Origin of the sequence: Geothermobacter ehrlichii (assembly GCF_008124615.1) — a bacterium.
In the GTDB taxonomy this organism is placed as follows: Bacteria; Desulfobacterota; Desulfuromonadia; order Desulfuromonadales; family Geothermobacteraceae; genus Geothermobacter; species Geothermobacter ehrlichii.
This window is the reverse complement of the sequence record NZ_VNIB01000015.1, coordinates 20,075-32,548: the sequence shown is the minus strand read 5'-3', so window position 1 is coordinate 32,548 and position 12,474 is coordinate 20,075. Positions and strand designations below refer to the sequence as shown.

The 12,474-nt window shown below is 66.1% G+C and carries 13 protein-coding genes; 3 read left to right on the top strand and 10 right to left on the bottom strand.

The features are described 5' to 3' along the window. Positions 1-20: 20 nt before the first annotated feature. The 5 genes from EDC39_RS13395 to EDC39_RS13375 all read right to left on the bottom strand — a co-directional run bounded on the left by EDC39_RS13395 (position 21) and on the right by EDC39_RS13375 (position 5,274). Positions 21-2,000 (bottom strand): penicillin-binding protein, encoded by a 1,980-nt coding sequence (locus tag EDC39_RS13395; RefSeq protein WP_148896902.1) that lies wholly within the window; start codon positions 1,998-2,000, stop codon positions 21-23. Next, positions 2,000-2,317 carry a cell division protein FtsL gene (gene ftsL, locus EDC39_RS13390; protein ID WP_148896901.1) on the bottom strand — a complete coding sequence of 106 codons (318 nt, stop codon included), beginning with the start codon at positions 2,315-2,317 and terminating at the stop codon, positions 2,000-2,002. Before ftsL ends, EDC39_RS13395 begins: the two co-directional genes overlap by 1 nt. Before the next feature lie 19 nt (positions 2,318-2,336). Further along, positions 2,337-3,281 (bottom strand): 16S rRNA (cytosine(1402)-N(4))-methyltransferase RsmH, encoded by a 945-nt coding sequence (gene rsmH / locus EDC39_RS13385; RefSeq protein ID WP_148896900.1) that lies wholly within the window; start codon positions 3,279-3,281, stop codon positions 2,337-2,339. A 6-nt stretch (positions 3,282-3,287) separates the two neighbouring features. Then, positions 3,288-3,743, bottom strand: a complete 456-nt coding sequence (locus EDC39_RS13380; RefSeq protein WP_148896899.1) for a division/cell wall cluster transcriptional repressor MraZ — start codon at positions 3,741-3,743, stop codon at positions 3,288-3,290. Positions 3,744-4,005: 262 nt separating this feature from the next. Then, positions 4,006-5,274: an HlyC/CorC family transporter gene (locus EDC39_RS13375; protein ID WP_148896898.1), complete on the bottom strand. Its 1,269-nt coding sequence runs from the start codon at positions 5,272-5,274 to the stop codon at positions 4,006-4,008. A 123-nt stretch (positions 5,275-5,397) separates the two neighbouring features. Here EDC39_RS13375 and ligA point away from each other — a divergent pair, with 123 nt between their 5' ends. Together ligA and EDC39_RS13365 are read left to right on the top strand one after the other, a co-directional pair. Further along, the gene (gene ligA / locus EDC39_RS13370; RefSeq protein ID WP_148896897.1) at positions 5,398-7,413 is read left to right on the top strand and encodes an NAD-dependent DNA ligase LigA; all 2,016 of its coding nucleotides are present in this window, start codon (positions 5,398-5,400) and stop codon (positions 7,411-7,413) included. Next, the gene (locus EDC39_RS13365; protein WP_148896896.1) at positions 7,410-7,688 is read left to right on the top strand and encodes an acylphosphatase; all 279 of its coding nucleotides are present in this window, start codon (positions 7,410-7,412) and stop codon (positions 7,686-7,688) included. The genes ligA and EDC39_RS13365 overlap by 4 nt, the downstream gene beginning before the upstream one ends. A gap of 4 nt (positions 7,689-7,692) precedes the next feature. Here EDC39_RS13365 and rsmI read toward each other — a convergent pair whose 3' ends face one another. The 4 genes from rsmI to EDC39_RS13345 all read right to left on the bottom strand — a co-directional run bounded on the left by rsmI (position 7,693) and on the right by EDC39_RS13345 (position 11,677). Then, on the bottom strand, positions 7,693-8,517 hold the full coding sequence (gene rsmI / locus EDC39_RS13360; protein WP_148896895.1) for a 16S rRNA (cytidine(1402)-2'-O)-methyltransferase: 825 nt from the start codon (positions 8,515-8,517) through the stop codon (positions 7,693-7,695). Between the two features lie 93 nt (positions 8,518-8,610). Further along, the gene (locus tag EDC39_RS13355) at positions 8,611-10,593 is read right to left on the bottom strand and encodes an NAD(+) synthase (protein WP_148896894.1); all 1,983 of its coding nucleotides are present in this window, start codon (positions 10,591-10,593) and stop codon (positions 8,611-8,613) included. An 87-nt stretch (positions 10,594-10,680) separates the two neighbouring features. Further along, complete coding sequence (locus tag EDC39_RS13350; protein WP_148896893.1) at positions 10,681-11,052, bottom strand: YraN family protein; 372 nt, start codon at positions 11,050-11,052, stop codon at positions 10,681-10,683. Continuing rightward, positions 11,039-11,677 carry a ribonuclease HII gene (locus EDC39_RS13345; RefSeq protein ID WP_246140260.1) on the bottom strand — a complete coding sequence of 213 codons (639 nt, stop codon included), beginning with the start codon at positions 11,675-11,677 and terminating at the stop codon, positions 11,039-11,041. Before EDC39_RS13345 ends, EDC39_RS13350 begins: the two co-directional genes overlap by 14 nt. A 160-nt stretch (positions 11,678-11,837) precedes the next feature. On the opposite strand from EDC39_RS13345, the gene EDC39_RS13340 reads away from it, so the two are divergent. Then, positions 11,838-12,032, top strand: a complete 195-nt coding sequence (locus EDC39_RS13340) for a hypothetical protein (protein WP_148896891.1) — start codon at positions 11,838-11,840, stop codon at positions 12,030-12,032. Between the two features lie 84 nt (positions 12,033-12,116). Here the strand turns inward: EDC39_RS13340 and rplS are convergent, their stop codons facing one another. Continuing rightward, entirely contained in the window at positions 12,117-12,464 is a 348-nt protein-coding gene (gene rplS / locus EDC39_RS13335; protein WP_148896890.1) for a 50S ribosomal protein L19, read from the bottom strand. Positions 12,465-12,474: the final 10 nt, after the last annotated feature.

Below are 12,474 nucleotides of genomic sequence, written 5' to 3'. Positions count from 1 at the left end.
CTTTCTTGCGTCCTTCGCGGTCAGAGATTCTGGCCGAAGGGCTGCGAGAGCCTGACCCAGGTCTCGCTGCCGAGGGGAACGGCACGACCGGGCAGCGGAAACTGTTCCACCACCCGTCCGGACCCGCGCAGGCTGACATTCAGCCCCGTCCGCTCCATGGTCTGCAGCACCTGCCGGTAACTCATGCCGGTGAAGTCGGGCATCAGCGGCGCGCCGTCGCTACCGCCGGCCACCGATGCGACCGGTAGCGCCGGCATCCGGTTGCGCGCCAGTTGCGGCAACGGTCGCAGCCTCCGGTCCCGTACCGGCCGTTTCGGCGCAACCTTCAGCTGCGCCAGGGCCTGGCTGGCAATGCGCGAAAAGACCGGCGCCGCCACCAGGCCGCCGTACGACTTGCCTTTCGGCTCGTCGATCAGAACCAGTATGACCAGCTTCGGCTCTTCTGCCGGAACAAAGCCGACGAAACTCGCCACATAGCGGTCGACGGCGTAGCCGCCCGCCACCGGATCGACCTTCTGCGCCGTCCCCGTCTTGCCGGCGACCTTGAACCCGGGCACCGCCGCCAGCGTGCCCGTGCCGCCCTTTTCCACCGCCATTTCGAGCATCCGGCGGACGGTGTCGGCGGTCCGTTCCGAAATGACCCGGCGGACGATGCTGGGGCCGTGCGACTCGACGGTCTGGCCATAGCCGTCCACCACCCGCTCGACGATGTAGGGCCGCATCAGATAGCCACCGTTGGCGATGGCCGCCATGGCGGTGGCGATCTGCAGCGGCGTCGCCGTCATCCCCTGGCCGAAGGAGATGGCGGCCAGGTCGACCTCGAACCAGTCCTCCGGCGGCCGCAACTTGCCCTCGGCTTCGCCCGGCAGGCCGATGCCGGTGCGGCTGCCGAATCCGAAATCGCGCAGGGCCCGGTAGAAACGCTTCCGCTCCAGGGCCTTGCCGATCTTGGCCGCGCCGATGTTGGAGCTGTATTTGAGCACCTCGCCGACCGTCAGCCAGCCGTAGGGATGATGGTCGTGAATCTCCTTGCCGCCGACCCGGTAGCTCCCCTTCTCGCAGTAGACCCGGTCCTTCGGCCCGACCACCCCCTTGTCGAGAGCCGCCGCCAGCAGGAAGGTCTTGAGGGTCGAACCGGGCTCGAAGGCGTCAGCGACGGCCCGATTGCGATAGTTCTGCGGACCGTAGCGGTTGAAGGCGTTGGGATTGAAATCGGGCTGGCTGGCCATCGCCAGCACCGCTCCCGTCTGCGGGTCGAGCACCACCACCGTGCCCGCCCTGGCCTGCAGGGCCTTGACCGCCGCCGCCAGTTCCTTCTCGGCGATATACTGAATGTTCTTGTCCAGCGTCAGGTAGAGGGAGCCGCCGTTGCTGGCGCCGTTGACCGCCCCCTCGTCACCGGCGATGCCGCGTCCGAGGTTGTCCCGCTCGGTGATCAGGTAGCCGCCCTCGCCGAGCACCACGCTGTCGTAGGCCAGCTCCAGCCCCTCGAGCCCGTGCGGGTCAAGGCCGGTGAAACCGATCACCTGTGCCCCGAGCGAGCCGTTCGGATAGTAGCGCTTGTGCTCCTTGATGAAATGGATGCCTGGCAGCTTCAGGCTGCGCACCCGACGGCTCTCGACCGGCGACACCTGGCGCTTGAGCCAGACGAAGCGTCTTTTGCTACCCAGCTTGGCCCACACCGCCTTTTCCCGCATCCCGACCAGCGGGGCAAGCCGCCGGGCGGTCGCCGCAACGTCCTTGACCTGGTAGGGATTGACGTAGATGGAATCGACCTCGATGCTCAGCGCCAGCTCCTCTCCGTTGCGGTCGTAGATCGCTCCCCGCTGCGGCGTCAGGGGAATGACCTTCTGATGCTGGTTCTCGGCCCTCTTCAGCCACTGGTCACGACAGTGAATCTGCAGGTACCAGGCCCGGGACGCCACCGCGACAAAAGCCAGCACGAACAGCAGCCCGAATCCCCGGATGCGCCAGTGGTTCCCGTCACCCGGCCGTTTCATCAGCGAACCGGAATGATCTGCTGCGGCCCGGGGAACCCGAGCTTCAACTCCTTCCGGGCCAGAGCCTCGATGCGATCCGGCCGGCTCAGGCTCGCCGCCTCCAGCTTCAGCTGGCGGGACTGCTGCCGCAGATGCCGCAACTGCCCCTCGAGCCGGGAGATGTCGTATTCGAGATTGACCACCTGCAGGCGGGTCCAGACGAAGAAGAGCGCAACAACCAGGACCAGCCCGAGAAAGAGGAAGAGCGGCAACAGGCTGGGCCGCTGCAGGCTGAATCCATTTACCTTGGGTATGGACCGAGTCAGCTGATCAGCCATGCATCCCTCCACGGCAGCGTCATCCCTGCCGTTCGACAGCCCGCAGCACCGCGCTGCGGGAGCGTACGTTCGCTTCAATTTCGGTCGCCGAGGGCCGCAGCGCCCTGCGGGTCAGCAACCTCACTTCAGGTACCCGGCCGCACTGGCAGACCGGGAGCCGCGGCGGACAGATGCAGCCGCGGGCCGCATCCCGGAAGATCCGCTTGACCAGCCGGTCTTCCAGGGAATGAAAACTGATGACCACCAGGCGGCCGCCGGGCCGCAGCCGCCCGATGCCGCGCCGCACCCCCTGCTCCACCTGCTCGAGCTCGCCGTTGACGGCGATGCGCAACGCCTGGAAGACCCGGGTAGCCGGGTGAATGCGCCGGCTGTCCCGCGAGGGGGGCACCACCTGCGCCACCAGCTCGGCCAGCTGGCGCGTCGTCCGCAGTTCGGCGACCTGTCGCTCGGCGACGATCCGCCTGGCGATCCGGCGGGCGTAGCGCTCTTCGCCGTACTCGCGGAAGATCCGGGCCAGCTCGTCGGCACTGCGGCTGGCCAGCACCTCGGCCGCCGTCTCCCCCTCGTCGCGGTTCATCCGCATGTCGAGCGGGCCGTCACGGCGAAAGGAGAAGCCGCGCTCGGCGCTGTCGAGCTGGTGGGACGACACCCCGAGGTCGAGCAGCATGCCGTCGAGCCGATCGATCCCGAGCCGGTCGAGCACCGTCTCGAAATCGGCGAAGGCCGAGCGAACCAGCGAGACCCGCCCGCCGAAGGGGGCGAGGGTACGATGTGCCGCCGCCAGCGCCTCGGCGTCGCGATCGAGACCGACCAAGCGCCCGTCGGGGCAACTTGCCTCGAGAATCAGCCGGGCATGACCGCCGCCGCCGACGGTACCGTCGAGATAGGTGCCGCCGGGCCGCGGCGCCAGCAGTTCGAGAACCTCCTGCGGCATCACCGGCCGGTGCGTAAAGTCCGCCGTCATCAGGAATCAAAGACCGAGGTTGTACCGGGCCTGGGGATTCTGGCGCAGCCGCTCCTGCGCCTGGGCACGCTGGTCGGCATGCTGCTGCCGGGTCATGATGCGAATCTTGTTACTGACCCCGATCGCCACGAATTCCCGCGTCTCCCCCACCAGACCCGCATGTTCACGCAGGGCCGGTGTCAGCTGAATCCGCCCCTGCCTGTCGAAACTGCATTCGATCGCCGGCGAAACCGTGGTCATGTAGAGGTCGTCCTTGAACTGCCCCGGCTCCAGCGCATCGATCCGCGCGACTATCTCCTTCCACTGGGGAACGGGATAGCAGTCGAGGCCGCCATCCCCTTCGGTCACCACCAGCCGATCGTCGTCGTAGGCGCGGGCCAGTTCCTCCCGGAATCTGGCCGGGATAATCGCCCGCCCCTTGGCGTCGATGCTGTTGAAATATTTCCCCGTGAAATTGACCATGACACCTTCTGGCCTTTTCTGGCACTTTTTCCCACCTTGGTCGAAATATACTGGCCGTCAACCAGGGTGTCAAGGGAATTTGACAATTTTTTAAGGGTTTAGACGATTCGACGGTGGGTGTCATTCCAGTGGGAACGACCCGAAAACGAGGAAGTCGTATGTCGAATTCATGTCCAGAAGTGGAAAGAGAAGTGGGACCGCTGCCTTGGGGCCATTTCCACCATACCAGTCCGCCGACAGGAAGCACAAAGAAGCGAAAAACTCAGGAGCCAACCTGTTCGGACGCATCGAGGATGCGCATCTCGAGCTCTTCGATGCGCTGCTGGTCCATCTTGCGCACTACCAGCTCCACGCCGTCGGCCCGGCAGACATCCCCCTCCCGGGGGATTTCGCCCAGCATACGCAGGACGAATCCGGCCATGGTGGTGGCGTGCCGCTCCGACAGCCGCAGGTCGAAGCGGCGGTTGATCAGCCGGATGGAGGCGCTGGCGTCGACCAGGTAGCGATCCGGCTCCAACTGCCGGATCAACACCTCGTCCTCGTCGTACTCGTCCTGGATCTCGCCAACGATCTCCTCGACCACGTCCTCCAGGGTGACGATTCCCTCCACACCGCCGTACTCGTCGACCACCATGGCCAGGTGGACGCGCCGCTTGCGGAAAGAATGGAGCAGGGCCTCGATGGGCGTCGACTCGGGAACGAAGAAGGGACGCCGCGCCAGCCGGGGCAGGGAGAAATCCTCGGGACGATGCACGTAGTCGAGAATCTCCTTGGAGTGAATGATGCCGCGGACGTGGTCCAGGTCCCCCTCGTAGACCGGAAAGCGTGAATGCTTCGATTCCTGGACGATGCGCAACACCTCCTCGAAGCTGGCCCCCGCCTCGATGCCGATCACCTCGGTGCGCGGAATCATGACGTCGCGAACGCTGATTTCGGCCAGCTCGAAGATGCCGTGCAGCATGCGGTGCTGCTCTTCAGCCACCACGCCGACCTTCTCGCCGACGTTGATCATGGCGCGAATCTCGTCGCCCGAAATCACCGGCTGCTCAGCTTCCTGCGGCACCAGCCGGGTCAGCAGCCCGGAAACAAAGGTCACCAGGCCAACCAGCGGAGTGAGCAGCCACATGACGACGATGATCGGCTGCAGCACCCAAAAGGCGACCCGCTCCGGATTCCGTTTGGCGTAGGTTTTGGGACAGACCTCGGCCAGCAAAAGCAGCAGCGGCGTCAGGATCAGGATGGTCGCCAGCTCGCCACGCTGGTCGCCGAACCAGGCGACGAAAAGGGTGGTGGCGAAGACCGAGGCGGCGATATTGACCAGATTGTTGCCGATGAGAATGGCCGAGAGCAGCCGGTCGGGCTGGGCAAGGAGCTTCTCCAGCCGCCTGGCTCCGCGCTGCTGTTTCTCGACGAGGTAATGGATCCGCACCCGGTCTATGGCGGTCAGGGCCGTTTCCGAACCGGAAAAGAAGGCGGAAAACAGAAAAAGAATGGCAAGCGCCCCCAGGCGCCAGTACTGGTCTTCGGTCATGCGAACTCCGGCAGCATCTAAAGGCGGAGTTTAACCTATTTTCAGGCAGTTGGCAATCGGACGCGCCTGTGGTATAAGCCGAACTGCCGCGCCGAACGCGGGCCGATTTCCGGGGAGCCAGACATGGACGCAACCGAAGCCAGACGCCGCCACCGGCAGCTCGCCGACGAGCTGCACCGACACAGTCATCTCTACCACGTGCTCGACCGGCCGGAGATTTCCGACGCCGAATACGACCGGATGTTTCGCGAGCTGCTGGCGCTGGAGAAGGAATGGCCCGAACTGGCCACCCCCGACTCGCCGTCGCGCCGGGTCGGCGCGCCGCCGCTCGCGTCCTTCAGGCAGGTCCGGCACGCCGAACCGATGCTTTCGCTGGAAAACGCCCTCGACGAAGAGGAGTTTATCGAATTCGACGCCCGCGTCCGCCGCGCCCTGGGCAGCGACGAGCCGGTCACCTACCTGTGCGAAATGAAGCTGGACGGCGTCGCCGTCGAGCTGACCTACCAGGACGGCGTTCTCGCCGTCGGCTCGACCCGGGGCGACGGCACCGTCGGCGAGGAGATCACCGACAACCTGCGCACCATCGGCAGCGTGCCGCTGCGCCTGAACCGCCCCTGTCCCGAATTGGTCGACGTGCGTGGCGAAGTCTACATCGAACTCGAGGACTTCCGCCGTTTCAACCGCCGGCGCGAGGAAGAGGGCGAAGCGGCGTTCGCCAATCCGCGCAACGCCGCCGCCGGCAGCCTGCGTCAGCTCGACCCGCGCCAGACCGCCAAACGGCCGCTGCGCATCTTCTGCTATGGAGTCGGCCGACTCGTCGGCGAGGAGATCGCCAGCCAGCAGCAGCTGCTGGAGAGATTCCGGCAGTGGGGACTGCGCACCAACGTCGCGGGAACCCGCCTGGCCCGCGGCGCCGACGAGGTGATCGCCTGCTACCGGGAACTGCTGGAGCAGCGCGAGCAGCTCCCCTTCGAAATCGACGGCATGGTGGTCAAGGTCAACGACCGTGCCCTGCAACGGCAACTTGGAGCCAAGAGCCGCACACCGCGCTGGGCCATCGCAATGAAATTTCCGCCGCGCCAGGCAACGACGACCGTAGAGGAGATCCGCGTCCAGGTCGGCCGCACCGGCGCCCTGACGCCGGTCGCCGTGCTGAAGCCGGTCGAGGTCAGCGGTGTCACCGTCTCCCGCGCCAGCCTGCACAACTGGGACGAGATCGCCCGACTCGACATCCGCGTCGGCGACACGGTGGTGGTCGAACGCGCCGGCGATGTCATCCCCGACGTGGTCAAGGTGCTGACCGACCGACGTACGGGAAGCGAACGGCTGGTCGACCCGCCCGACAGCTGCCCCGCCTGCGGCTCTCCCGTCGCCCGCCTGCAGGACGAGGTCGTCCCCCGCTGCCAGGGCCTGGCCTGCCCGGCGCGGCTGAAGGAAGCGATCCGGCATTTCGCCTCACGCCAGGCGATGGACATCGACGGTCTCGGCGAACGGACCATCGACCAGCTGCTGAACAAGGGGCTGGTGGCAAGCGTCGCCGATCTCTACCGGCTGACCCGCGACGATCTGCTGCCGCTGGAGCGGATGGGGGAAAAGTCGGCCGACAAGCTGCTGCGGGCGATCGACATCAGCCGGAAACGCCCCCTCGACCGCTTCCTCTTCGCCCTCGGCATCCGCCATGTCGGCAGCCACCTGGCCCGACTGCTGGCCCGCCACTTTCCGACTCTCGAAGCCCTGGCCGCCGCCGCCGAGGAGACCCTGCTCGCCATTCACGAAATCGGACCGCGCGTCACCGAAAGTCTGCGCGCCTTCTTTGCCTCGCCGCGCAACCGCGAGATTCTCGAACAGCTGCGACAGCTGGGCGTCGAACCGCAACCGGTGGAAGAAGTGGCGGCCGATGCCGGCCCGCTGGCCGGCAAGATCTATGTCTTTACCGGCAGTCTGGAAAAGCTGAAACGCCGGGAAGCACAGCAGATGGTGGAGCGGCTGGGAGGCAAGGCCGCCGGCTCGGTGAGCCGCAGGACCGACACCGTCGTCGCCGGGCAGGACGCCGGCAGCAAGCTGGAAAAGGCCCTTCAGCTCGGCATCGAGATCATCAGCGAGGCGGAATTTCTGCAACGCATCGAGGAGCTGGAATGAACGAGAAGAAACAGGTTCACCTGCTGATTTCCGGCAAGGTTCAGGGCGTCTGGTACCGGGCGAGCACCCAGGAGAAGGCCCGACAGCTCGGGCTGGCCGGCTGGGTGCGCAACCTGGCCGACGGTCGGGTCGAAGCCGTCGCCGAAGGGGAGACGACGGCCCTGGAAGAGCTGATCGCCTGGTGCCGGCAGGGACCGCCGGCCGCCTGTGTCAGCGACGTCACTGTTCAGTGGCAGGAGGCGACGGAAGCCTTCGGCGATTTTTCTGTCCGCTGATTGATCAGTCGCTGCCTTCATCCTTCAGCCGCTGGGCCAACCGGTAGACCTCGCTGCCGGACATCCCGTAGGCCGCAGCCAACTCCCGACTGACCTCGCGTATCGGGCGGCCGGCCGCCAGTTCCCGCCGCAAGGCGGTCGGCAGATCGATCTCGGGCCGCTCTCCCTCGCCCGGCGCCACCAGCAGCACCACCTCGCCGCGTACCTTTTCCGTCCGCCAGCGTTCGGCCAGCTCGCCTGCCGAACCGCGGCAGATCTCCTCGTGCAGCTTGGTCAGCTCCCGCACCACCACCAGTTCCCGCTCCGGACAGAGTTCGGCCAGGTCGCGCAGGCTGGCCGCCAACCGGTGCGGCGCCTCGTAAAAGACCAGTGTCCTGCTTTCCGGAAGCAGCTGCCGCAGCCGCTTCCGGCGGGCGGCGGACTTCGCCGGCAGAAAGCCCTCGAAGGCAAACCGGTCGGTCGGCAGACCACTGACCGCCAGGGCACTGACCGCCGCCTGGGCGCCGGGCACGATGGTAACCACGATACCCAGCTCGTGGCAGCGCCGCACCAGGCGGTAGCCCGGATCGCTGATCGCCGGCGTGCCGGCATCGCTGATCAGGGCCAGCTTCCGGCCCGAACGCAGCTCGGCCAGCAGCTTCTCCCCCTTGTCCCGCTCGTTGTGCTCGTGAAAGGAAGTCAGCGGCGTGGCGATGTCGAAATGCTCCAGCAGCTTGCGGCTGTGGCGGGTATCCTCGCAGGCGATGAGATCGACCTCGCGCAGAATGCGCACGGCCCGGAAGGTCATGTCCTCGAGATTGCCGATCGGCGTGGCGACAAGATAGAGCATGGGGTGGAGCCCGTTCGCAGGGGCGACAAATCGCGCCCCTACTGGATAGCGGTTATTCAATCTGCGACCAAGATTATCGACAGACCAGGCTGCTCAAAAAGGTTCGGATGCAAGGCCACCGAAATTCTCAATCTCCTCCAATTCCGCCAGCCACAACGCCGACGAAGCATCCGACGGCATCCGCCAGTCGCCGCGCGGCGACAGCACAACGCTGCCGACCTTGGGGCCGTCGGGCAGGCAGGAACGCTTGAACTGCTGGCTGAAGAAGCGCCGGAAGAAGACCCTGAGCCAGCGGAGAATCTCGTCCCGCCGGTAGCTGCCGGCAAAGGCCTGGCAGGCGAAGGCGAAAATCTTGGCCGGCGGATAGTGCAGGCGCACCGCGTGATAGAGGAAAAAATCGTGCAGCTCGTAGGGCCCGACGGTCTCTTCCGTCTTCTGGCCGATATCGCCGTTGGCGTCCGGCGGCAGCAGTTCCGGTGACACCGGGGTGGCGCTCACGTCGTGCAGCACGGCGCGGGTTTCCCCGTCGAAAACCCGCTCGGCGCACCAGTCGACCAGGTAGCGGACCAGGGTCTTGGGAACGCCGACGTTGACCGCGTACATCGACATGTGGTCGCCGTTGTAGGTTGCCCAGCCCAGGGCCAGCTCCGACAGGTCGCCGGTGCCGATGACCAGGCCGCCGACCTGGTTGGCCAGGTCCATCAGGATCTGGGTCCGTTCGCGGGCCTGGGCGTTCTCGTAGGTGATGTCGTGGCGGCTCTCGTCGTGGCCGATGTCGGCGAAATGCTGCCGCACACTGGCGTGGATCGGCACCACTTTCAGTGTCGTCCCGAGCAGTTCCGCCAGCTTGCCGGCGTTGCAGCGCGTGCGCTCGGTGGTGCCGAAACCGGGCATGGTTACCGCCAGGATGCCGGAGCGCGGCAGTCCGAGCCGGTCGAAGGCGCGGATCGCCACCAGCAGCGCCAGGGTCGAATCAAGGCCGCCGGAGACTCCGATCACAACCTGCCGGCTGCCGGTGTGCCGCAGCCGCCGGGCCAGGCCGGTGGTCTGGATGGCGAAAATCTCCTCGCAGCGCTCGTCCCGCTCCCGGTCCGCCTCGGGCACGAAGGGCCGCCGCGGGATCGGCCGCAGCAGGCTTTCGGCGCAGGCCCGGCCGAGGGAAAAGGAAATCACTCGGAAATCGTCGCTGTCGGCATCGGCGAAACTGGTGTTGCGCTGCCGTTCGAGCTGCAGCCGCGCCAGGTCGATGTCGGCGACGGCCAGCTGGCTGTCGAAAAGGAAGCGTTCGGTCTCGGCCAGAATCTGGCCGTTTTCGGCGATCAGGCTGTGGCCGGCATAAACCAGATCGGTGCTCGACTCGCCCGGCCCCGCCGAAGCATAGGCATAGGCTGCTAGGCAGCGGGCCGACTGGGAAGCGACCAGCTGCCGGCGATAGCCCTGCTTGCCGAGCACCTCGGGGCTGGCCGACAGGTTGAGCAGCAGGGCGGCGCCGGCGGCGGCTTGCCGACCGCTAGGCGGCTCGACCGACCAGAGGTCTTCGCAGATCTCGATGCCAACCAGACAGCAGGGATGGTTGTCGGCGGCAAAGAGCAGGTCGCGGCCGACGGGAACACTCGTTCCGCCGACGACCACCTCGGCCACGGTCAGCCTGTCGGCGGCGGAGAACCAGCGTTCTTCGTAGAATTCGGCGCTGTTGGGCAGGTGGGTCTTGGGAACCAGGCCGCAGACGCGCCCGCCGGCCAGAAAGGCGGCGCAGTTGTAGAGCCGGCCATCGATCGCCACCGGCAGACCGACCACCAGCGGCAGGTCGAGTTCACGGCTCAGGCCGGCCAGCTCGAGCAGGCCGACCTCGGCCGCCCGCTGCAGGGCCGGCTGGTAGAAGAGGTCGCCGCAGCTGTAGCCGGTCAGGCAAAGCTCGGGCAGCAGCAGCAGCTGGCAGCCCCGTTCTTTTGCCCGTCGGGCAAGCTCAATCATCTGTTCGACGTTGAACCCGGGATCGGCCACTTTCAGCTCGGGAGAGCCGACCGCAAGCCGCAACAGGCCGAAATCGGTGAATTTCTCGCTCAGTTCCTTCATTGTCGCCATCCCTGTCGCCGACCTGAACCAGGTCAACCTGAATCAGGTCAAAGCATAGGCCATCATCCGGTCGCTGTCGAGTCCGCCTCAGGCGGGCAGCCCGAAGGCGTTCTCGATGTGCTCGATGCGCGCCCCGTCGCCGAAACGCAAAACCGCCACCACATCGAAACGCGGCTGCAGCCCCGAAGCGCCGCGGTCGTTGATGTACCACTGGGCGGCGCGAATGATCTGCCGCTGCTTGCGGCTGCCCACCGCCTCTTGGGGCGAGCCGTAGCCGGTGCCGCGGCGGGTCTTGACCTCGACGAAGACCAGGTGCCGCCGGTTGCGGGCGACAAGGTCGATCTCGCCGACCGGCGTCCGGTAGTTGGTGCAGAGAATCCTCAGCCCCTTTTGCCGCAGATAGGCCGCCGCCATCCGCTCCCCCCAGCTGCCGAGGGTCTGCCGTTCATGCGGTGACATGTTCCCTGACTCCGGCGAAGGTCTTGCGGTGGATGGGACAGGGGCCGAGCCGGGCGATGGCCTGCCGGTGGGCGGCGCTGCCGTATCCCTTGTGGCCGGCGAAGCCGTATCCGGGATATTTGCGGTCGTAGCCGAGCATCATCCGGTCCCGCACCACCTTGGCCACCACCGAAGCGGCAGCGACCGACAGGGAGCGGGAATCCCCCTTTTTCAGAGTCAGCTGCGGCCGGTCGAGGGGGATTTTCGAAATGCCGTCGACCAGCAGGAAATCGGCCGGCTGCCGCAGGCGGCAGACTGCCAGCCGCATGGCTTCGAGCGTGGCCTGAAGGATGTTGCGCCGGTCGACCTCGGCGGCGTCCACGATGCCGACCCCGATGGCGCGGGCTTGACGGCGGATCAGGTAAAACAGTTCCCGCCGCCGGACGGCCGTCAGCTGCTTGGAATCGGTCAGGCCGGGCAGATCGAACGATTCCGGCAGCACGACGGCGGCCGCCACCACCGGACCGGCCAGCGGGCCACGACCTGCCTCGTCAATGCCGGCTACGGTTCGAAAGCCCCGGCGGGCCGCCTGCTGTTCGAAAAAGAGGGGATGTTCCTCCGTTTCGGAAAAAAGATCCAGGGTCACGACAGTTCCTCCCTCCGAACACCCGCCCAGGGGGGGGCAAAAAGGTTTTGGCATTTTTAACATCCTGTTATAGAATCTGCAAAAATTTAATGACCCGGATCCGGCTCCGCGTCCGCCCGCCGGGACACGGACCGATCCCGCGTCGCAAGAGGAGGTTGCCATGCTGTTGGCAATTTGTGTTCTGGTTCTGGCTTTCTATCTGGTGTTCCTGGTCGACTGGCCGGTCTTCCGCAAGGCCTTCGCCAAGGGCGGCTGGGTAGCCCTCGGCATCTATGTGCTGATCGCCGTCGGCTACTGGGCGGCCAAGGCCAACCACGTCATCGCCGCCGCCGGTGTCGCCGGGCACCACGGGTAAGCCAGGCACGATTCTACGGCGTCAGCCGAACGAAAAAAGCCCCGCTGCAAGGCGGGGCTTTTTTCGTTCATGTCGGCAGCCTGCTCAGTTGACCCGCTTTTCGCGGATCCGGGCGGCCTTGCCGTACAGGTTGCGCAGGTAATAGAGCTTGGCGCGACGCACGCGGCCGACGGTCACCACCTCGATCTTGTCGATCACCGGGGCGTGCAGCGGGAAAACACGCTCCACCCCGATGCCGCCGGAAACCTTGCGGACAGTGAAGGTCGAACCGATGCCGCGGTTCACCCGCTTGATGCAGACCCCCTGAAACACCTGGATCCGCTCCTTGTCGCCCTCGGTGATCTTGACGTGCACACGCACGGTGTCTCCCGCCTTGAAAGTCGGGATGTTCTTGCGCATCTGTTCCATGCCGATCCGGTCGACAATATTCATGACTTCCTCC

What these genes read in the sequence shown, in the direction of transcription:
- EDC39_RS13395 (WP_148896902.1), bottom strand. Translation starts at nt 2,000, where the DNA reads ATGAAACGGCCGGGTGACGGGAACCACTGGCGCATCCGGGGATTCGGG.
- ftsL (WP_148896901.1), bottom strand. Translation starts at nt 2,317, where the DNA reads ATGGCTGATCAGCTGACTCGGTCCATACCCAAGGTAAATGGATTCAGC.
- rsmH (WP_148896900.1), bottom strand. Translation starts at nt 3,281, where the DNA reads ATGACGGCGGACTTTACGCACCGGCCGGTGATGCCGCAGGAGGTTCTC.
- EDC39_RS13380 (WP_148896899.1), bottom strand. Translation starts at nt 3,743, where the DNA reads ATGGTCAATTTCACGGGGAAATATTTCAACAGCATCGACGCCAAGGGG.
- EDC39_RS13375 (WP_148896898.1), bottom strand. Translation starts at nt 5,274, where the DNA reads ATGACCGAAGACCAGTACTGGCGCCTGGGGGCGCTTGCCATTCTTTTT.
- ligA (WP_148896897.1), top strand. Translation starts at nt 5,398, where the DNA reads ATGGACGCAACCGAAGCCAGACGCCGCCACCGGCAGCTCGCCGACGAG.
- EDC39_RS13365 (WP_148896896.1), top strand. Translation starts at nt 7,410, where the DNA reads ATGAACGAGAAGAAACAGGTTCACCTGCTGATTTCCGGCAAGGTTCAG.
- rsmI (WP_148896895.1), bottom strand. Translation starts at nt 8,517, where the DNA reads ATGCTCTATCTTGTCGCCACGCCGATCGGCAATCTCGAGGACATGACC.
- EDC39_RS13355 (WP_148896894.1), bottom strand. Translation starts at nt 10,593, where the DNA reads ATGAAGGAACTGAGCGAGAAATTCACCGATTTCGGCCTGTTGCGGCTT.
- EDC39_RS13350 (WP_148896893.1), bottom strand. Translation starts at nt 11,052, where the DNA reads ATGTCACCGCATGAACGGCAGACCCTCGGCAGCTGGGGGGAGCGGATG.
- EDC39_RS13340 (WP_148896891.1), top strand. Translation starts at nt 11,838, where the DNA reads ATGCTGTTGGCAATTTGTGTTCTGGTTCTGGCTTTCTATCTGGTGTTC.
- rplS (WP_148896890.1), bottom strand. Translation starts at nt 12,464, where the DNA reads ATGAATATTGTCGACCGGATCGGCATGGAACAGATGCGCAAGAACATC.